Below are 19594 nucleotides of genomic sequence, written 5' to 3'. Positions count from 1 at the left end.
TTCCTCATACAAGGTATACTGCCAAATAATTTAAAGGCGCACACTGTTCAATTCAATTACAACGCAGCATTGATAAAAGCAGCAACATCATCAAAAGGAAGCGCTTTTTGCTCGCCCGTTGACATATCTTTAACCTGACAAATACCTTGCTCCACTTCGTCTTGACCTAAAATAATCGTAAAGCGAGCGTCGGACTTATCCGCTTTTTTCATTTGGTTTTTAAAATTACCACCACCACAATGGCGCAATATCACCAAATCAGAATGTTCTTCGCGCAAGGTTTCGGCCAGAACAAAGGAGGCTATCTCGGCATCGTCTCCCATACTGATAACAAACACATCCGTTGAGAATTTAGCGTCCTCTGGGATTAGGTCTAATGTCTCAAGCAATAACACCAAACGTTCAATTCCCATAGCAAATCCGACCGCTGGTGTTGGCTTGCCACCTAACTGCTCAACCAAACCATCGTAGCGACCACCCGCACAAACGGTTGCTTGCGAGCCTAAATGAGTCGTCACCCATTCAAACACTGTCTTACCGTAATAATCTAAACCACGAACCAAACGACGATTGATCACATAGGAGATCCCATTCGCCTTCAGTGCCGCCTGCAAACGGTCAAAATGCGCTTGGGATTCTTCCCCAATAAAGTCTTCTAAATTTGGCGCATTTTTGAGAACAGCTTGAGTTGCTTCGTCTTTAGAGTCCAAAATTCGTAGTGGGTTAGTGGTAAGACGACGCTGACTGTCTTCATCAAGCTGATCTTTATATTGCGTTAGGTAATCCACCAAAGCGGCTTTATAAGTCTCACGCTCAGAAGCCAATCCAATTGTGTTTAATTGCAGTTCAACATGCTCTAAAAGACCGAGCTTTTTCCATAAGCGAGCAGACAAAATAATCAATTCCGCATCGATATCCGCCGATCCCATACCGAAAGATTCCACGCCAATTTGATGAAATTGACGATAACGACCTTTTTGCGGACGTTCGTAACGGAACATAGGACCGGTGTACCACAAGCGTTGTACTTGGTTAAATAGTAGGCCAGCCTGATCGGCCGCACGGACACAACTCGCCGTTCCTTCAGGGCGTAACGTCAACGACTCGCCATTACGATCTTCAAAGGTGTACATTTCTTTTTCAACAATATCCGTTGTCTCACCAACACCGCGCTTGAACAAATCGGTATTTTCGACAATAGGAAAACGGATTTGTTGGTATCCATAAGACTTAACAACACTCGCTACTGTTTTTTCTAAATATAACCAAACAGAGGACTGATCAGGCAAAATATCGTTCATTCCCCTGATTGCTTGAATTTTACGAGCCACAATGGATCCTTAATTTTTTACAATAATATTGGCTAATTCCTGTTCTTTCAGGAGCGCCTTTTTACGAATCATGTTTTCCAAATCATCAACAAGCGTTTCATTTTTCGTCTTGCTGCTTGGTTTACCATCTTGATAAATTAAGTTATTTGGCGTGCCGCCAGCCAAGCCGATATCCGCTTCTTTTGCTTCACCGGGGCCATTAACAACACAACCAATAACCGCCACGTCCATCGGAATCGTAATGTCCTCTAAACGCTCTTCTAACTCATTCATCGTTTTAATAACATCAAAGTTCTGACGAGAGCAGCTTGGGCAGGCAATAAAGTTGATTCCCCGATTGCGCAATTTCAAACTACGCAACATATCCCAACCCACTTTCACCTCTTGAACTGGATCTGCCGCCAGAGAAACGCGTAGCGTGTCACCGATACCATCCATCAAAAGCAGACCTAACCCGATAGAAGACTTTACCGTTCCCGAGCGTAATCCGCCCGCTTCTGTAATACCCAAGTGCAAAGGGTTGTCAATTTGGCTAGCAATTTTACGATAAGCCTCGACCGTCATAAAAATATCGGACGCTTTCAGACTTAATTTGTACTCATGAAAATCCAATTCATCGAAATACTGAATTTGGCGAAAAGCCGATTCCACCAACGCATCGGGTGTTGGTTCACCGTACTTTTTTTGCAAATCTTTTTCTAACGATCCAGCGTTCACACCAATTCGAATCGGAATATTCTTGTCTCTTGCACAATCAACAACGGCACGAACACGGTCTTTATTGCCGATATTGCCTGGATTAATACGGAGACAATCTACCCCATATTCAGCCACTTTTAATGCAATTTTATAGTCAAAATGAATATCCGCAACTAACGGTGTGGACACCGCTTCTCGTATTTTCTTAAACGCTTCTGCTGCGTCCATAGAAGGAATCGATACTCGTACTATGTCAGCACCGGCGTCCGCTATGGCACGAATTTGCGCGACCGTGGCATCCACATCGCAGGTTTCAGTATTCGTCATACTCTGAATACTAATTGGCGCTCCACCGCCTACCGGCACATTCCCGACCATAATTTGACGAGAATGGCGGCGTTTTATAGGTGATTCAAAATGCATAGAAGTCTCTACTTGAGCTCAAAGCGAGCCAAATCTTTACGTGTAAAAGAAGAAAAATCGAAATCTTCACCTTTGTATTTCAAGGATGAAACACCTTTGGCATAACCTAATACCACTCGGTAAGGCGCTTTTCCTGTCAGTGTTAATTCACTGCCAGCGGATTTAACACCAGAGAATAAAATTTTGCCTGATGCATCACGGACTTCAGTCCAACAATCCGCATCAAAGGTAACAACCACATCGTTCGAATAAGAAGGTGCTTTTATTTCAGTGGCCAATTCTGCTGGCACTTCAGCGGCTGCTCTCACAACCTCTTCAGGACTCACACCAGCTTCTTCTAAAATGGCCATTGTCTCCGCTGACAATCCAGTCACCACATCACCTTGTTCTAGTGATTCTTCGGTAAGTTCGCTGGTTGCTTGTGGCTGCTTGTCAGATACGACCTCAGCAATCACTTCAGGCTCATTAGCTTCATTAGACAACACTGGCGCTTCGCGCTCATCATTAGCAGCCGACGCGGTATTCTCGCTTGAGGCTTCCACATTCGTTCCAACCGCTTCAAAGTCTTTATTCGATTGCGCTGGCCACCAGAACACCAAAAACACCAATACAGCAACAATAACCACTGAAACAAGCATCACAATAGGATCCCCTAGGTGCGTTTGTTTATTTACCTTATCAACGGGTTTTATTGTTGGTTCTGCATCGGCCAATTCTGCATCAAATGCATTCAATATTTCGGACGGCTCAACACCGAGCAAACGGCAGTAGCTTTTTAGAAACCCACGAGCGAATGTCGTGGATCGAAAATATTTAAAATTATTGGACTCAAGGGCGCGAACTTGATCAATAGGAATTTTTAACTCTGTTGCAACATGTCTTTCATCAAACTCTAGTTCTAATCTCTTAACTTTAAGTCGCTTACCAATATTAATCGTGTCTACATTTACTTTACTTACAGAAACATCAGTTTGAAATTCAGTTGTCATGTCAATACCTTGAGCCATTCAGGCATGTAAAATTACTCGCAGATGAGGACAGTGTAGGGTCAGTCTCGCGTGCAATTAAATGCCGCGACAGACAGTTGTACTCATCAAAATGCACCGATCCTCGGGCAATTTGCTTATTCGCCTGGATATTATTAAAAATTAAGCGAGCTTTGTCATTACTACCTTGTATTAAAACAAGATTGAGCTCTGTCATCAAACCAATCAGAGGCAAATCCGCAATTTCTTTTGCCTGTTTCAGATAGATACTCGCTAAATTTACGTGATTCTGACGTATTGCACATCTAGAAAGATTAATCTGCACTGATTGACGTTTAGAAAGGCTGCTTTTGTCCGCTTTTTCGAACACTTCACATGCCTGCCTCCAACGCAATTTATGCCCAAGCAGTACACCGTAGTTGTTCAAAATAAAGTCGTCTTCTGGATATTTTTCTAAGGCATGCTCATAGACTAAAAATGCGCGCTCGTACTCTTCAACACTCAACCAATACAAACTTAATAAGCGCCAATATTCACGTCCCTGATCTGCAACACTCACTTGATCTAACTGTTTTTTTGCCAGCGCCCATTGCCCAAGCAGCAAATGCGCTTGAATAACAGACAATCGCTTAGCATCAGAAAGTGAAGGTCGAGGCGGGGAAACAACTTGATAAGCACAAGACGCGTTTAATAAGCAACACAGCAAAAGTGGTAAAAACCAAAATCGCATACTGACATCCTTGTCATACACAGAAAATTAATTCAGAAATTAATCTTTTACTTCGCGTAACTCAATGTACTTTTGGCTGCGACGAGTTTTGTCATGAAAATCGCCCACCAGCTGACCACAAGCCGCATCAATATCATCACCACGAGTCGTTCGAACGGTCACAGTATAACCAGCATCCGCTAAAATCTTCTGGAAACGACGTGTTCGATTATTAGACGGTTTCTCATAACCAGAATGAGGGAAAGGGTTAAATGGAATCAAATTGATTTTACATTCCAACTCTTTAAGAAGCTCAGCCAACTCATGTGCCTGCTCTTCATTGTCATTCACCCCAGACATTAAGGTGTACTCTATCGTAATGTGACGTTTATCAGGCAAATTGGCCAAATAAAACTGACAAGACTCAAGCAATTCAGCGATAGGATACTTTTTATTGATTGGCACAAGCTCATTTCGCAAAGCGTCATTTGGCGCATGTAATGAAATGGCCAAAGACACATCGGTACGTTTTACCAATTCATAGATTTTTGGCACGACACCGGATGTGCTTAAAGTAACTCGACGCTTGGACAAACCGTAGGCATGGTCATGCATCATCAGGATCATAGCATCAACAACGGGTTCGAAGTTCATCAGCGGCTCGCCCATCCCCATCATTACCACGTTGGTAACACGGCGAGGACCATTTGGATCCATAGGACCAAACGACTTAATCGCAATCCAAACCTGACCAATAATTTCAGCCGGTGTTAAATTACGATTAAAACCTTGCTTACCCGTTGAACAAAAGCTGCAATCCAAAGAGCAACCAACCTGTGAAGAAACACACAAGGTCGCTCTGTCACCATCTGGAATCAAAACCGTTTCTACGCAATCGTTCTTACCACCTTCGGTACGGATGATCCATTTACGTGTACCATCGGTAGAAATATTCTGTGACACTACTTCAGGCCCACGAATTTCACAGATTTGTTCCAACTTAGCACGCAGCGCCTTACTGACATCGGTCATCTCATCGAAGCTCTCCGCTCCCTTTTGATGGATCCATTTGATTACCTGAGTGGCGCGAAACTTCTTCTCACCAATGGATTCAAAAAACTCAATCAGTTTCTCCGGAGATAAACCCAATAGGTTTACTTTTTTGATGTCAGTCATAATTCAATGTCGCTTGCTATGGTTAGCATTAAGTGTAAACGAAAAAAGCCTCTGAAAAGAAAAGTCTTTTCAGAAGCCTCTGTAAAAAAGCGGGCTAGCGCCCGCTTTTTTAAAACAGATCGGACACGAAAGTCCTAGCTGTCAATTACTTACCGAAGAAGTAAGCAATTTCACGAGTTGCAGATTCAACAGAATCAGAACCGTGAACAGCATTCGCATCGATAGACGTTGCGTAATCTGCACGCAAAGTACCAGCAGTCGCTTCTTTAGGGTTAGTAGCACCCATCAGTTCACGGTGACGAAGTACAGCGCCTTCACCTTCAAGAACAGAAACAACAACAGGGCCAGACGTCATGAAAGCAACCAAATCTTTGTAGAAAGGACGCTCTTTGTGCTCAGCGTAAAAACCGCCAGCCAATTCGTCGTCTAGTTGAATCATTTTAGCTTCAACGATTTTAAAACCAGCACGCTCGAAACGAGTGTAGATTTCGCCGATTACGTTTTTAGCAACAGCATCTGGCTTGATGATAGATAGAGTGCGTTCTAACGCCATGGTATAACTCCAAATTAAATTTTAAAGGGCGATGCCATTTGCATGACCCAGGACATAAAAGTTCAGCGCGCGTATTATACGCATCAATTTATTAAAATTGTATGATCAAAAGAACATTATTTATTCAAATAAGAATAAAAGCACCAATTCTCACGCCTAACCCATCGAACGAAGACGAGTTACCGCATTTTTGATGGTTCCAGCAGCAAAATCCACCTCTTCTTCTGTCGTAAAACGCCCAACAGAGAGACGCAAAGAGCTGTGTGCCAGATCATCGGCCAAACCAATGGTGCGCAAAACATAAGACGGTTCTAAGCTTGCCGATGTACAAGCAGAACCCGAAGAAACGGCAACATCACTCAAGGACATCAACAAAACTTCACCGTCAACATCTGAAAATCCCACATTCAATACACCCGCAACGCGACTGTCAGCATCACCATTAAGATGTACACCAGACAACTCTGTTAACGACGCCCACAAACGCTCACGCAAAGCTTTGATGCGAGCACAATCTTGCTCCATTTCTTCACCCGCTAAACGAAACGCTTCTCCCATACCGACGATTTGATGAGTGGCCAAGGTACCAGAACGCATACCGCGTTCATGACCACCACCGTGAATTTGCGCCTCTAACTTCACTTTCGGTGAGCGACGCACAAATAATGCACCAATGCCTTTTGGGCCATAGGTTTTATGAGCCGTAAGCGACATTAAATCCACTTTCATGGCATTAACGTCAATCTCAACTTTGCCAGTGGTTTGTGCGGCATCTACATGAAAAAACACGCCACGAGAACGTGTTAACTCGCCAATCGCCGCAATATCGGTCAACACACCCAGCTCATTATTGCCATGCATCAAGGAAACTAAAACAGTGTCTTCACGAAGCGCGTCTTCCACTTGACTCGGTGAAATCACGCCATGAACATCTGGCTGCAAGTAGGTCACTTCAAAGCCATCTTTCTCTAGCTGCTTACAAGGGTCCAAAACCGCCTTATGTTCAATCATAGACGTAATTATATGGCGGCCTTTTTGACGATAAGCGTGAGCAACACCTTTCAGCGCTAAATTATTGGCTTCCGTTGCACCTGACGTCCACACGATTTCACGGGAGTCTGCGTTGATCAAACTCGCCACCTGCAACCTAGCTTCTTCTACCGCTTCTTCTGCTCGCCAACCAAAAAGATGAGAACGCGAAGCAGGGTTTCCAAAATTACCGTCCTGCGTTAGGCACGCCATCATTTTCTCAGCCACTCTTGGGTCAACGGGTGTGGTGGCAGAATTGTCTAGGTAAACCGGGGTGTTCATTTAACGCTCTCCAATAAAAAATTAAGCAGCAGCCTGCGCGATACCTTTGATGCGGCCCACAATAGAACGCAAGCCATTGCCACGGGTCGGGCTCAAATGTCTCTCAAGATCCAGCTCTTCAAAATACGCTGTAATATCAAAATCTAAAATTTCTTGCGGTGTTTTATGATCCAATGCCGCCAACACCAAACCCAGTAAACCGCGAACAATAATCGCATCACTGTCGACAGAAAAAGTCAGCACTTCACCTTTTTCTGTATCCTGCTCACTGCCAGGTTGGATCCAAACGCTGCTCTGACAACCTTTCACTAAACGTTCAGGCGTGCGCCACGCATCATCAAATGCGGGCAAAGATTTACCTAAATCAATAATGTACTTGTACTTATCTTCCCAATCGTCAAAAAACGACAGATCGTCTACGATGTCTTCCGTACTAGGTAAAGCCATGACTACCCTCTTTGTGCACTAAAGCCTATTAAAACAAAAACGGCTTTGGCTAAGCGCCAAGGCCGTTTCCTATTGTATTCGATTTTAATCGATGACCGAAGCGATCAAAAGAAAGTCATTAGAAGAAAAGACCAGCTTCTAATTGCGCTTCTTCACTCATCATTTCTCGTGACCAAGGTGGATCAAATACCAAATCCACTTTGACAGAATCAACATTCGGTACTTTCGCCACTCGATACTTAACATCACCAACCAAAACAGGCCCCATTCCACATCCCGGCGCGGTTAATGTCATATCAATCAAAACCGATTTTGCTTTTTGATCTATCGTCACTTTGTATACCAAGCCTAACGACACCAAACTGATAGGGATTTCAGGGTCGTAAATGGTATCCAGCGCCTGCCAAACTTGTTCTTCGTTTACTTCGCCAGTACCAAGATCTTCGAAATCCAAAACCTCAGGTTGCTGACCAATCGCTTCAGCGTCTGTGCCATCAATGCGCAGCATATTGCCTTGCCACGTAACAGTGTAATTGCCGCCCAAACTTTGGTTGATTGTAATAAATTGACCTTCAGGAATACTAATCGGCTCGCCGCTTGGAACTCGTCTTGCAGGACAAGCACGATTTGTTACTACCATTTTTTGCATGAAGTTAACTCACACTAAAGCTTTCGCCGCAGCCACATTCAGCTACAACGTTAGGATTTTTGAACTTCACAACTTCGTTAACGCCTTCGCGTACCAAGTCAATCTCCGTGCCTTTCAGCATGGCTGTCGACTGAGAATCAACCGCAAGCGTGACACTGCCAAATTCTAATACCGTGTCTTCATCTGACGCCGCATCAACAATATCCAGCACATAAGAAAACCCCGTACAGCCACTTTCTTTGGTACTCAGTCGAATCAGCTTGCCGGGCTGTTTTGTCAATTTCGAGGCAAAATATTTCTGCGCAGAAGCGGTTAAGGACACGCTAGAGACAGGATCAAATGTTGTTACTGTCATTGAAACCTCCTAAGCCAGCATTGTTCGCACTTTTTTCAGTGCAACAAACAACGCGTCAACTTCTTCTAATGTATTATAAATCGCGAACGAAGCTCGCGCCGTACCTGGAACACCAAAGCGCGCCATCAGTGGCTGCGCACAATGATCTCCCGTACGAACGGCAATACCTTGTCGATCCAACAAGAAACCAATATCCGCAGGATGCCCCTGATCCATTACAAAGCTCAGCACACCAATTTTTTCTTGGGCCGTACCAATGATGGTTAAACCTTCAAATTGCTCAGCAAGCTCAGTTGCTCGATCCAGTAACGCTTTTTCATGGGCCGCAACAGCCTCTTGATCCAAGGCACTAAACCAGCGAATAGCCTCACCCATTGCGATAGCATCGCCCACATTAGGCGTGCCAGCTTCAAAGCGATAAGGCAACACATTCCACGTCGCATCTTGCAGTGTTACGGTAGAAATCATCTCGCCGCCGGTGCGCCAAACAGGCCAAGTAGACAGTACCGATTCCTTGCCCCACAATGCACCAATTCCCATTGGGCCATAAATTTTATGTCCCGAAAGTGCATAAAAGTCGCAACCGATATCTTGCACATCTACGTAGCCATGTGCGGCGCCCTGCGCACCATCCACTAAAACCCAAGCACCAACCGCTTTTGCTTTCGCCGTCATTGCTTTGACTGGATTCACTGTGCCCAATGCGTTAGAAACATGCGGAAAAGCCACAAACTTAGTACGCTCATTTAGCATGGCATCATAAGCCGCTTGATCTAATTCACCCGCATCGGTCACAGGGATGGTTCTTAGAACCGCCCCAGACGCTTTGCAGGCTTGCTGCCATGTCACAAGATTGGCGTGGTGATCCATTTCTGTTGCGATAATCTCATCACCCGCAGACAACAAAGATCCCAAACCATTGGCAACAATATTAATGGCCTCTGTGGTTCCCGTTGTCCAAATCACCTCTTCGCGTTTCGGCGCATTGATAAAGTCTTTTACGATGTCGCGTGCGTCTTCAAAACGACGCGTTGCTTCATCTGCAAGACGATGGGCTCCACGATGCACATTGGAATTGCATGTCGTGTAGTAATCCACCGAAGCATCAATCACACATTGCGGTTTTTGCGTTGTACGCTGCATTATCGAGATAAATAAGCGGATTACCGTCAATGACGCGCTTTAAAATCGGAAATTGCTCGCGGATAGCCGCTACATCAAAACTCATTCGATTCTCGCTTATTTCACTTCCATCTGCGCAAAACGTTCACGGATAATCGGACGAATCCACTCCGCTAGCGCCGCATTTGGCATTAAATCAATTAACTCATTAATAAAACCAAAGTTAAGCATCACTTGCGCCTTCGAACGGCTCACACCGCGAGTCTGCAAGTAATACAAAGCTTGCTTGTCAATCTGAGCAACCGTCGCACCATGAGCACACTTCACATCATCAGCGTAAATTTCTAACTCAGGCTTGGTGTTAATCTCAGCTTTATCCGATAACAATAAGTTGCGGTTATTCAGCTCTGCCAAGGTTTTCTGCGCATCACGATGAATATGAATACGGCCATTGAAAATAGCGCGAGAACGGTCAGCAACGATGCAACGAACATTTTCTTCTGTTTTACCATTAGGCATGGCGTGCTCAACGGTCGCATGAAGGTCGAACAACTCTTTTCCATCCAGCAAATACATAGCATTGAGCTTGGCATCTGCAAACTCGCCAGCATGGATAATGTCTGTATCCAAACGAGACAACCTCACTACCAAAACCAACGATCGTGCTGTTCATTTTCGCATGGTCATGCAAGTTAAAATGACTACCGCCAATAGCAACATTACTGCCTGTTTGCAGGGCAAAACGGTAATGTTCTAAACGGGCATTGGCGGCCACATTGTATTCAACAAACGCGGTATTAAAGCTATCACCTTGCGCTTGAACATCTTCAATCACGGTTAATTTAGAGCCTGCAGCTAGAGCAACTTGAACACGTGTATGAGATTCGGCACCTGAACTCAACAAAGAACTAATACGAATCGGCTCAGCAATCTCAACACCTTGTGCAACCGATACAACCACCACATCTTTTGCCAATGCATCGTTTACCAAACCAAAGATATGACGCTCAGGTTTAATTGTTGAAAAAACGTTTAACGCGTCAACTTGTTCAGCTGAGCCTAAATCACTGCCCAAAGCAATAGACAAACCTTCCGGCAAGGTTTGCGCTAATTGAGTTTGATCAAACTGACCGTTCACAAACACCAATTCAATGGCAGATAATTCCGCAATAGCGACAGGCGACAAATTCACTTTGTCAGCCATTACTTTCGCTGCTGTACGTTCTACTGGGCGAAGCGGCGTGTAACGCCATGCTTCGGTTTTGCGATTTGGCCATTTGGTATTCGCCAATAAATCAAGCGCATGTGCTCGTTTTGGGGCCAACCAGTCATTAATACCTTGCGCTCGAGCAATGGCGCTTTCTAACCATTCACTCATGCATTACCCCTCAAGTTCGTCTTCAGCAGGCTCTTTCTGCAACCAAGCGTAACCTTGAGCTTCTAGCTCAAGAGCAAGAGATGCATCGCCGCTCTTAACGATTTTACCGTCAGACAAAACATGCACGAAGTCAGGTTTGATGTAATCCAATAGACGCTGATAATGCGTCACGACAATAAAGCTACGATCTGCAGAGCGTTGGCTATTTACACCTTCCGCAACCACTTGCAGCGCATCGATGTCCAAACCTGAATCTGTTTCATCAAGGATGCAAAGCTTTGGCTTAAAGCAACAACATTTGCATTAGCTCATTACGCTTTTTCTCACCACCAGAGAAACCTTCGTTGACACCGCGTTTCAAGAAAGCCACTGGCAAGTTAACTTGTTTACAAGCCGCTTTCGCTTCTTTTAAAAAATCAGCAGAGGTAATCGCATCTTCTCCACGCGCTTCACGCTGCGCATCGACAGAGGCTTTTAAGAACTCCAAATTACTCACACCAGGAATCTCAACTGGGTATTGGAACGCCAGAAACAAACCAGCGCGAGCGCGGTCTTCTGTTTCCATGTCCAATAAATCTTCACCATCAAGAGTAACGCTGCCGCTTTCGACACTGTAACCATCACGGCCAGACAAAACATAACCTAAGGTACTTTTACCGGCACCGTTTGGCCCCATGATCGCGTGTACTTCGCCCGGTTTGATCTCTAAATCTAACCCTTTGATGATTTGTTTTTCTTCCACGCTGGCGTGCAAATCTTTTATCGTCAACAAACTGTTCGTGTTCGACATTTCTATAATTCCTTAACCTACTGAGCCTTCAAGGCTTATTTCTAGTAACTTGCCCGCTTCAACGGCAAATTCCATTGGTAATTCTTTAAATACTTCCTTACAGAAGCCATTCACAATCATGGACACGGCTTTTTCAGGATCAAGACCACGCTGACGACATAAGAACATCTGCTCGTCGCTGACTTTAGACGTCGTCGCTTCGTGTTCCACAATAGCGGACGGATTACGACTTTCTACGTAAGGGAACGTGTGTGCGCCACACTGATCACCGATCAACAAAGAGTCACACTGAGTGAAGTTACGAGCGCCTTCTGCGCCTGGGTTCATGCGAACAAGACCACGGTAACTGTTGTTACTTCTGCCTGCTGAGATGCCTTTAGAAATGATGGTAGACTTAGTGTTTTTACCAAGGTGAATCATTTTCGTACCCGTGTCGGCTTGCTGACGACCGCGCGTCAAAGCAACTGAGTAGAATTCACCAACACTGTTATCGCCTTTCAAAATACAGCTTGGGTATTTCCAAGTAACAGAAGACCCTGTCTCTACCTGCGTCCAAGAAATTTTGGCATTCGTATGGCAAATACCACGCTTGGTGACAAAGTTGTAAATACCGCCTTTGCCATTTTCATCGCCTGGATACCAGTTTTGGACTGTTGAGTATTTAATCTCAGCGTTATCCATAGCAACCAACTCTACAACAGCAGCGTGTAACTGGTTTTCATCACGCTGTGGCGCTGTACAACCTTCGAGATAGCTAACATGGCTACCTTCGTCCGCAATGATCAAGGTACGTTCGAATTGCCCAGTGTTTTGTTCATTAATACGGAAGTAAGTAGACAGCTCCATCGGGCAGCGAGTGCCTTTTGGAATATAGACAAAAGAACCGTCAGTAAACACGGCGCAATTCAATGCGGCATAGTAGTTGTCTTTCTTAGGAACGACACTGCCAATGTATTTTTTAACAAGATCTGGGTATTTGTGAACCGCTTCTGAAATAGGGCAAAAAATAACGCCCGCTTCTTCCAATTTTTCACGGAACGTCGTCACCACAGAAACCGAGTCAAACACCGCATCAACGGCAATACCAGCAAGCATTTGTTGCTCGATAAGAGGAATTCCCAGTTTTTCGTATGTACGCAACAGCTCTGGATCTACCTCGTCTAAAGACTTAGGCTTGTCCTTCATGCTTTTAGGGGCTGAATAGTAAGAAATGGATTGAAAGTCTATCTTTGGATAATCCACCAAAGCCCACTCTGGTTCTTCCATTTCTAACCATTCACGGAATGCACTTAAACGCCACTCGAGCATCCATTCAGGTTCGCCTTTCATTCCAGAAATACGACGAATAACATCCTCATTCAAACCAGGTTCGAACGTTTCTGATTCCACATCAGAGACAAAACCCGCTTCGTATTCCCGTGCCAGCGCCTTATCAATCTGCTCAGTCATATAAAAACTCACTCAATTATAGTCACTAATACACCGTGAATCAGTGCATTAAGTTCTACTAATTTATTCTCTATTTAATCAACAATGGCCGCGCTAATTTTGTCATTTTCAAGACAACGTTGACGGCTTTCGAATTCTTGTCGCTCTGCGACTTGTCGTACATCATTTCGACGTACGAGTTGATCTAGGCTAATTTGATTTAAAAAATCGTGAATTTGATCGCTTAAATCACACCATAAATGGTGGGTAAGACAAGTATTGCCACTTTGGCAATCACTTCGTCCTTTACAACCTGTTGCATCGACAGACTCATTTACGGCGTCAACTATCTGTGCAACATAAATTTCGTTGTTTGATCGGCTCAAACGATAGCCACCACCTGGACCTCTAACACTGCTCACCAACGCCTTCTTACGAAGTTTCGAGAACAGCTGCTCAAGGTAAGACAGTGAGATCCCTTGTCGACTTGAAATATCAGATAAAGACACCGGACCTTGATCTGAATGCAATGCTAGATCAAGCATAGCGGTTACCGCATAACGGCCTTTTGTTGTCAGGCGCATAAGTTATCCAATCTAGATTATTCTGTGAGAACAAATAGTACACAAAACCTACTATTTCTATCAAGTATTTACCTGACTATTTTAGTCGGTTATTGTGCATCTTAAATAATCAGCGCGTATTTTACGTGTACTACAAGGAAAACAAAACCGCAGAATCAATCTGTGAACAAATGTCGAGCATAATCGGCAACACACAACAAAGAAAAAACCACAGAACATTACAGTAAAAGGTCGAGTCTATATTTAACATAAAGCTCATCAATCACTTTTTATGGATTTACACACCACCGACATAAAAAGGAGAGGAAAACACCATGCCAACGAAAACCAATAACACACCAAAAAAAGAAGAAGAGATCAGCACACCAAAGAAGAAGCCCAAAACGTTGCTAATCACTTTTTTCGCCTGCTTCCTACTCAGTGTCGGCAGCTCTTCTAGCATAACGTTTTACTTAATGCAATCCCCCTCTACAGAGGAATCAATCGCAACTAACCCTCTTGTTGAACAAAGCAACACAATAGACCTTCTGCAAAAATCATTGTCACAACAAGAAGAGAAAATTCAAGCCATGGAACAACAAGCGGAAGTACTAAAGCTTTACCTCAGGCACAGTAGCTCTACCGCGTTAAAAAACATTTTAATAGACCAAGAACAGAACATTCAGGCGTATTTGAAAGTCATGAAATCTGCGATGGCTGAGCTGTCCGTGTTGAGTTCAAGAACCATTGACTGGAACGAAAAATACCAATATCAGCTCGACTTAGCATTGAAAGGCAGTTTGGAGAGAGAGGACTTATTAAAACTACTAAAAACAGGGGAACCAAATGAGCAGCCTTCCCCTTAAAAGGGCGATATAGGCTGCTCCAAAACAGACATATGAATTCTAGCCTTATATGGTTGAGGCCAGAACCGTACCTTGCTTTATCGCTCGTTTGGCGTCTAACTCAGAAGCCACTGATGCCCCTCCTATAAAATGTATTGGTTTGTCGACCTCGCTCTCTAATAACCTATTCGACTCTTGCCCAGCACAAACAATAATCGTATCAACGTCAAGACAACGAATCTCGCCGTCTATATCAACATGCAAGCCAGAATCATCTATGCGTTGATAATCGCAACCAGACAAAAATTCCACGCCTTTCTTCAGCAATTCCGTGCGATGAATCCAGCCTGTGGTTTTTCCTAAGTTGGCACCCACCTTACTTTTTTTTCGCTGAAGCAAAAACACCTCACGCTCCGCTTTTTTAAAAGTAGGCCTCACTCCCTCTACTCCACCTCTCGATGTAAAACTCATGTCTACTCCCCATTGCGACATAAAACTGGGAATATCATGCTCCTTGTCCGTCGAAGAATGAATGATGTATTCACACACATCAAAGCCAATTCCGCCAGCGCCAATAACGGCAACACGCTGACCAACAGGATGACCACTCATCACCTCCAAATAACTAAGCACTTTAGGGTGATCAATCCCTTCGATATCAGGTTTTCTCGGTAGGATCCCTGTCGCCAACACCACTTCATCATAGCGTTTCTGCTTCAGTAAATTACCATCCACGCGTGTATTCAGTTGAAGGTTCACACCGGTTAGCTCTATTTGGCGAGCAAAATAGCGCAGAGTTTCATAGAACTCGCTTTTTCCAGGTATGCGTTTCGCAATATTAAATTGTCCACCAATTTCATTCGCCGCATCATATAAAGTCACTTTATGGCCGCGCTTCGCTGCGGTTGTGGCAAAAGCCAACCCTGCTGGTCCAGCCCCCACCACGGCAATGTGTTTGGATTCATCCGCAGGAATAATCACCAACTCGGTTTCGTGACACGCTCTTGGGTTCACTAAGCACGATGTCATTTTGTGATCAAACACATGATCTAAACAAGCCTGATTACAGGCAATGCACGTGTTAATTTCATCTGCTCTATTTTGCATGGCTTTGATGACAAACTCAGGATCCGCCAGAAAAGGCCTTGCCATTGACACTAAGTCCGCGTCTCCCCTTGCAAGCACTTGTTCAGCAACATCTGGCATATTGATTCGATTCGAGGTTATCAAAGGCACATTCAAAGACTCTCGTAATTTCGCCGTCACCCAAGTAAATGCTGCCCTAGGCACCTTTGTGGCTATCGTTGGCACTCTTGCTTCATGCCAACCGATACCGGTATTTATGATCGTTGCACCGGCCTTCTCAATACCCAGCCCAAGAGTAACCACCTCTTCTAGCGTGCTTCCTTGCTCAACCAAGTCCAACATAGACAAGCGATAAATAATGATAAACTTCTCGCCAACGGCCTCTCGAATACGGCGAACAATTTCCAATGCCAAACGGCTCCGATTATCATATTCTCCTCCCCACTCATCCTGTCGTTGATTGGTACGAGACACAATAAACTGATTAATTAAATAGCCTTCTGACCCCATGACTTCTACGCCATCGTAACCGGCTCTTTTCGCCAGCACAGCAGCACGGACGAAATCGTCTATTTGCTGTGAAATTTCATCATTTGTTAGCTCATGTGGCATGAACGGGTTGATCGGCGCTTGCAATGCGGATGGAGCCACCAGTTTGGGATTGTAAGCATAACGCCCTGTATGCAAGATCTGCATGCAAATCTTTCCTCCTTCAGCATGGACCGCTGCGGTTACCTGACGATGGTTTTCGACATCTTGCTCACTCACCATCAATGCCGCCCCAGCATACACACCACCTTCAGCGTTAGGGCCAATACCTCCCGTGACTATTAAGGCTACCCCACCCTTAGCCCTCTCTGCATAAAAAGCCGCCATCCGAGGAAAGCCGCCTTTAACCTCTTCTAAGCCCAAGTGCATGGACCCCATAATGATTCGATTTTTTAATTGAGTAAAACCAAGGTCTAGTGACTGAAAGAGGTGAGGATAAATTGACTGACTCATACTTGGACTCGCTTGTTTATTATTTTTTTAAAGACAACGAAAAACACAGTTTATTTTGACACTGTCAAGATAGAATCTAATTTTGACATTGTCAAGATGAAGAGATTTAATACCGCCATGACAACACTCAATAAAAAACATTATCATCACGGTGATTTAACAAAGTCACTGCTTGAATCGGCCTCCGCCATTATTAAAGATCACGGAGTCGAAAGCCTTAGCATGCGAAAGCTAGCGGATATCGTTGGCGTGTCGAGAACTGCGCCATATCATCACTTTAAAGATAAAAATGCCCTACTGTGTGCGTTGGCAGAAGAAGGTTTTTATGAACAAGGAAAAATTCTTGGCCGCTTACGAGCTGAGCAAAATACCGCTCAAGAAAGCTTTAAGAAATATGTTAACGCGTATTTGGAATATGCGTTACAGCACAGTGAAATCTACGACTTGATGTACGGCAGAACATTATGGAAAGCAGGGAACCCAAGCGACTCTCTAAAAGCAGCATCAAAACACACTTTTAAAAGCTGGATTGAATGGGTTGAAGAACTACAGCATCAAAAGATACTACCTAATAACAACACCCCATTAAGAATTGGACAAACAACATGGGCAAGCCTACATGGACTTGCACGATTGTTTATCGATGGTATCTATTTAGACAAAGCTGATTTATCTGAGATGATCGAACAAATGATCGAAAATGTATGTACTCACACAAAGGCTTAACCAGCCCCTAAACTAGACCGAGTATTTGTCAAAGATTGTGACTTTCGTAGTCTTCTAATGTCTCGGTGACTTAGGTAAAGCAATGGAGCAATAACGAAAAAGACCCCACAAATACCCATAAGTCCGGTGTATCACCAAATATCCACCACCCAAGTAAAAAAGCAAAAACCAATCCTGAGTATTCCGCACTCGTCACTTTACTCGACTCAATAAAGCGATACCCAATCAGACAAGAGACGCTGTATAAAATAGAGCACATTGAAGAAAGCACAGAATACATTAAAACATCTAGGTCAAATTCTTGCCCTTCCCAAAGCGCCAAACTACCAGCCAAAGGTAAGGCAAAAAGCTGAGTAATGAATAGACCATAAAGCATACTTTGCTCTTGCGGCAATTTCTTAATCAATAAACTATTCGCCGCCAGAACAATAGCAAAAGCAATTGCGCTGATCATTGAAAATGATAACGCCGTTGGTCTCAAAATCACCAAAATACCGATGAACCCCAATACGGCAGCAAAGGCAATATCTATAGTCAAACGCTCTTTATAAAAAACAGCACCAAACAGCATGATAAAAATCGGGGCGGTATAAAATACCGCGTTTGCAGTAGCCAAAGGCAACTCAGCCAAAGACACCACTAACAACAATGCGGCCAAAACCCACAAGTTTCCTCGGATAAAATGCAATTTAAGCCCCTGCATTGCGCTCACTCTAGAAGAACGCAGGAATTGAACGAGTGCAATAGGAGAAAGGATAAGACACATAAAGACAGCTCGCAGAAAAGTAAACTGAAAAATAGCGACATCAGCACCCGCCATCTTGATAAACACGTCACATAAGGTGGCAAAAAAGCTGCCTAATACCAAAATGAAAATAGCGCTGCTTACTGTTTTTCCTGACACTCTCTTATTCCTTTACAACTAATATGCATCTTACTAGCTTAAACAATTCAATATATTAGATAAAATGATATATTTTCTTTCATTATTAGTTATTTGGATAAATAAAATGCTACCGCCCCTAAAAGCCCTTCCTGTATTCGAAGCCGTCGCAAGACTAAATAGCTTTTCACTTGCCGCTAACGAACTTAATGTGAGCCAAAGCGCCGTATCTCACCAAATACGCCTACTAGAAAACCATTTAGGTGAAAGCCTTTTTTATAGACAAGGGCGTAACGTAGAGCTGACAAAAGAAGGCAAGCAGTATCTGGACTCGATCAGTAACTCGCTATCATTAATCGAAGAAGCAACCAATAAAATCAAAGGACAACAAAAAACCCACATTCGACTGGCCGTTTATAGTTCATTTGCCGTGTACTGGCTAATCCCAAGGCTCCCTAGTCTACGTTATCTGTATCCTAACCTAGAACTTAGCATTGAAATGAGTCACGGCACTCCCGATTTGTCAGACAAAACAGCTGACTTTTTTATCACAGTAGAAAGAGAAAAAAGAGGCTTTGTCTTTGAAACCCTATACCAAGAAGAACTATTTCCGATATGCAGTCATGGCTACTTTGAGACTATAAAGAATAAGTTAGGAGTAACCAGCTACCAAGACCTTCAAAGCAAGCTGAATGTATCACCAGAGAAAATAGCCGACTTCCCTTTAATCACATCTCACAGCATTTACGACAGACACACAGAAGACTGGAAGCGATGGTTTTCAAGCCAAGGTAAACTTCTACCCGAAAATGCTCAATTCCATCGATTTAGTCACTTGATGCTGGCTTATGAAGCCGCGAAACACTCGCTTGGAATCGCTCTTGTAAACGACTACATGATGAATGAAAAAGAAAATGAAGTAGCCTTGATTAAGCTTCCATGCCCAGCTTTTAAAACAGGTGATAATTTTTACTTGGCTTATAAAGAAAGTCGAAGAAATGAAGAAGCCATAGGATATTTAAAGCGTTGGGTAAAAGAACAAGCAAGATCTTTGACCAAAACAATCACATAAACCAATTACTATTTTAAGATAATCTGGTGGTTATCTTAAAATTAATAAGCCTTCCCCATA

20 protein-coding genes and 2 pseudogenes are annotated in these 19594 nt (G+C 43.8%); 3 read left to right on the top strand and 19 right to left on the bottom strand.

All coding sequences use genetic code 11. The features are described from left to right. Nucleotides 1-56 precede the first annotated feature (56 nt). The 17 genes and pseudogenes from hisS to iscR all read right to left on the bottom strand — a co-directional run bounded on the left by hisS (nucleotide 57) and on the right by iscR (nucleotide 13941). Nucleotides 57-1331, bottom strand: coding sequence for a histidine--tRNA ligase (gene hisS / locus N5P32_RS09235; RefSeq protein ID WP_265728797.1), 1275 nt, complete (start codon nucleotides 1329-1331; stop codon nucleotides 57-59). A gap of 9 nt (nucleotides 1332-1340) precedes the next feature. Continuing rightward, nucleotides 1341-2453, bottom strand: coding sequence for a flavodoxin-dependent (E)-4-hydroxy-3-methylbut-2-enyl-diphosphate synthase (gene ispG / locus N5P32_RS09230; RefSeq protein WP_265728796.1), 1113 nt, complete (start codon nucleotides 2451-2453; stop codon nucleotides 1341-1343). 8 nt (nucleotides 2454-2461) lie between these two features. Then, nucleotides 2462-3442: a RodZ domain-containing protein gene (locus N5P32_RS09225; RefSeq protein WP_265728795.1), complete on the bottom strand. Its 981-nt coding sequence runs from the start codon at nucleotides 3440-3442 to the stop codon at nucleotides 2462-2464. 1 nt (nucleotide 3443) lies between these two features. After that, nucleotides 3444-4169 (bottom strand): hypothetical protein, encoded by a 726-nt coding sequence (locus N5P32_RS09220; RefSeq protein WP_265728794.1) that lies wholly within the window; start codon nucleotides 4167-4169, stop codon nucleotides 3444-3446. Between the two features lie 39 nt (nucleotides 4170-4208). Beyond that, complete coding sequence (gene rlmN, locus N5P32_RS09215; protein ID WP_265728793.1) at nucleotides 4209-5324, bottom strand: 23S rRNA (adenine(2503)-C(2))-methyltransferase RlmN; 1116 nt, start codon at nucleotides 5322-5324, stop codon at nucleotides 4209-4211. Nucleotides 5325-5469: 145 nt separating this feature from the next. Then, complete coding sequence (gene ndk, locus N5P32_RS09210) at nucleotides 5470-5877, bottom strand: nucleoside-diphosphate kinase (RefSeq protein ID WP_024022239.1); 408 nt, start codon at nucleotides 5875-5877, stop codon at nucleotides 5470-5472. Nucleotides 5878-6033: 156 nt separating this feature from the next. Then, on the bottom strand, nucleotides 6034-7188 hold the full coding sequence (locus tag N5P32_RS09205; RefSeq protein WP_265728792.1) for an IscS subfamily cysteine desulfurase: 1155 nt from the start codon (nucleotides 7186-7188) through the stop codon (nucleotides 6034-6036). Nucleotides 7189-7209: 21 nt separating this feature from the next. Next, nucleotides 7210-7635, bottom strand: a complete 426-nt coding sequence (locus tag N5P32_RS09200) for a SufE family protein (protein ID WP_265728791.1) — start codon at nucleotides 7633-7635, stop codon at nucleotides 7210-7212. Between the two features lie 118 nt (nucleotides 7636-7753). Further along, complete coding sequence (gene sufT / locus N5P32_RS09195; protein ID WP_265728790.1) at nucleotides 7754-8284, bottom strand: putative Fe-S cluster assembly protein SufT; 531 nt, start codon at nucleotides 8282-8284, stop codon at nucleotides 7754-7756. Nucleotides 8285-8288: 4 nt separating this feature from the next. Further along, nucleotides 8289-8639, bottom strand: coding sequence for a HesB/IscA family protein (locus N5P32_RS09190; protein ID WP_265728789.1), 351 nt, complete (start codon nucleotides 8637-8639; stop codon nucleotides 8289-8291). A 9-nt stretch (nucleotides 8640-8648) separates the two neighbouring features. After that, nucleotides 8649-9867, bottom strand: a pseudogene (locus N5P32_RS09185) (aminotransferase class V-fold PLP-dependent enzyme). 11 nt (nucleotides 9868-9878) lie between these two features. Then, nucleotides 9879-10406, bottom strand: coding sequence for a SufB/SufD family protein (locus N5P32_RS18345; protein ID WP_265728788.1), 528 nt, complete (start codon nucleotides 10404-10406; stop codon nucleotides 9879-9881). Next, entirely contained in the window at nucleotides 10288-11139 is an 852-nt protein-coding gene (locus N5P32_RS09175) for a SufD family Fe-S cluster assembly protein (RefSeq protein ID WP_265728787.1), read from the bottom strand. Before N5P32_RS09175 ends, N5P32_RS18345 begins: the two co-directional genes overlap by 119 nt. A gap of 3 nt (nucleotides 11140-11142) precedes the next feature. Then, a complete protein-coding gene (locus N5P32_RS18230) occupies nucleotides 11143-11385 on the bottom strand; it encodes a hypothetical protein (protein WP_409371096.1) in 243 nt (80 codons plus the stop codon). A gap of 37 nt (nucleotides 11386-11422) precedes the next feature. Continuing rightward, nucleotides 11423-11848: pseudogene (locus N5P32_RS18225) on the bottom strand (ATP-binding cassette domain-containing protein); the annotation flags it as partial. 93 nt (nucleotides 11849-11941) lie between these two features. Continuing rightward, nucleotides 11942-13378 (bottom strand): Fe-S cluster assembly protein SufB, encoded by a 1437-nt coding sequence (gene sufB, locus N5P32_RS09165; RefSeq protein WP_265728786.1) that lies wholly within the window; start codon nucleotides 13376-13378, stop codon nucleotides 11942-11944. Between the two features lie 74 nt (nucleotides 13379-13452). Continuing rightward, a complete protein-coding gene (gene iscR / locus N5P32_RS09160) occupies nucleotides 13453-13941 on the bottom strand; it encodes a Fe-S cluster assembly transcriptional regulator IscR (protein WP_265728785.1) in 489 nt (162 codons plus the stop codon). Nucleotides 13942-14255: 314 nt separating this feature from the next. Here iscR and N5P32_RS09155 point away from each other — a divergent pair, with 314 nt between their 5' ends. Next, nucleotides 14256-14786 (top strand): hypothetical protein, encoded by a 531-nt coding sequence (locus N5P32_RS09155; RefSeq protein WP_265728784.1) that lies wholly within the window; start codon nucleotides 14256-14258, stop codon nucleotides 14784-14786. 45 nt (nucleotides 14787-14831) lie between these two features. Here the strand turns inward: N5P32_RS09155 and N5P32_RS09150 are convergent, their stop codons facing one another. Then, complete coding sequence (locus tag N5P32_RS09150; RefSeq protein ID WP_265728783.1) at nucleotides 14832-16853, bottom strand: NADPH-dependent 2,4-dienoyl-CoA reductase; 2022 nt, start codon at nucleotides 16851-16853, stop codon at nucleotides 14832-14834. Nucleotides 16854-16865: 12 nt separating this feature from the next. Here N5P32_RS09150 and N5P32_RS09145 point away from each other — a divergent pair, with 12 nt between their 5' ends. Further along, the gene (locus N5P32_RS09145) at nucleotides 16866-17579 is read left to right on the top strand and encodes a TetR/AcrR family transcriptional regulator (protein ID WP_322783852.1); all 714 of its coding nucleotides are present in this window, start codon (nucleotides 16866-16868) and stop codon (nucleotides 17577-17579) included. Nucleotides 17580-17649: 70 nt separating this feature from the next. Here N5P32_RS09145 and N5P32_RS09140 read toward each other — a convergent pair whose 3' ends face one another. Further along, the gene (locus N5P32_RS09140) at nucleotides 17650-18483 is read right to left on the bottom strand and encodes a DMT family transporter (protein ID WP_265728782.1); all 834 of its coding nucleotides are present in this window, start codon (nucleotides 18481-18483) and stop codon (nucleotides 17650-17652) included. 64 nt (nucleotides 18484-18547) lie between these two features. Here N5P32_RS09140 and N5P32_RS09135 point away from each other — a divergent pair, with 64 nt between their 5' ends. Further along, entirely contained in the window at nucleotides 18548-19534 is a 987-nt protein-coding gene (locus N5P32_RS09135) for a LysR substrate-binding domain-containing protein (RefSeq protein ID WP_265728781.1), read from the top strand. Nucleotides 19535-19594: the final 60 nt, after the last annotated feature.

Source organism: Marinomonas pontica (assembly GCF_026191375.1).
Classification (GTDB): Bacteria; Pseudomonadota; Gammaproteobacteria; order Pseudomonadales; family Marinomonadaceae; genus Marinomonas; species Marinomonas pontica.
This window is presented reverse-complemented; position numbering and strand designations above follow the sequence as displayed.

Excerpts from the sequence above, each read along its gene's own strand:
- N5P32_RS09150 (WP_265728783.1), bottom strand. The coding sequence starts at position 16,853 with ATGAGTCAGTCAATTTATCCTCACCTCTTTCAGTCACTAGACCTTGGT.
- ndk (WP_024022239.1), bottom strand. The coding sequence starts at position 5,877 with ATGGCGTTAGAACGCACTCTATCTATCATCAAGCCAGATGCTGTTGCT.
- N5P32_RS09220 (WP_265728794.1), bottom strand. The coding sequence starts at position 4,169 with ATGCGATTTTGGTTTTTACCACTTTTGCTGTGTTGCTTATTAAACGCG.
- sufT (WP_265728790.1), bottom strand. The coding sequence starts at position 8,284 with ATGCAAAAAATGGTAGTAACAAATCGTGCTTGTCCTGCAAGACGAGTT.
- N5P32_RS09135 (WP_265728781.1), top strand. The coding sequence starts at position 18,548 with ATGATATATTTTCTTTCATTATTAGTTATTTGGATAAATAAAATGCTA.
- rlmN (WP_265728793.1), bottom strand. The coding sequence starts at position 5,324 with ATGACTGACATCAAAAAAGTAAACCTATTGGGTTTATCTCCGGAGAAA.
- sufB (WP_265728786.1), bottom strand. The coding sequence starts at position 13,378 with ATGACTGAGCAGATTGATAAGGCGCTGGCACGGGAATACGAAGCGGGT.
- ispG (WP_265728796.1), bottom strand. The coding sequence starts at position 2,453 with ATGCATTTTGAATCACCTATAAAACGCCGCCATTCTCGTCAAATTATG.
- N5P32_RS09175 (WP_265728787.1), bottom strand. The coding sequence starts at position 11,139 with ATGAGTGAATGGTTAGAAAGCGCCATTGCTCGAGCGCAAGGTATTAAT.
- iscR (WP_265728785.1), bottom strand. The coding sequence starts at position 13,941 with ATGCGCCTGACAACAAAAGGCCGTTATGCGGTAACCGCTATGCTTGAT.
- N5P32_RS09190 (WP_265728789.1), bottom strand. The coding sequence starts at position 8,639 with ATGACAGTAACAACATTTGATCCTGTCTCTAGCGTGTCCTTAACCGCT.
- N5P32_RS09155 (WP_265728784.1), top strand. The coding sequence starts at position 14,256 with ATGCCAACGAAAACCAATAACACACCAAAAAAAGAAGAAGAGATCAGC.
- N5P32_RS09200 (WP_265728791.1), bottom strand. The coding sequence starts at position 7,635 with ATGGCTTTACCTAGTACGGAAGACATCGTAGACGATCTGTCGTTTTTT.
- N5P32_RS09205 (WP_265728792.1), bottom strand. The coding sequence starts at position 7,188 with ATGAACACCCCGGTTTACCTAGACAATTCTGCCACCACACCCGTTGAC.
- N5P32_RS09225 (WP_265728795.1), bottom strand. The coding sequence starts at position 3,442 with ATGACAACTGAATTTCAAACTGATGTTTCTGTAAGTAAAGTAAATGTA.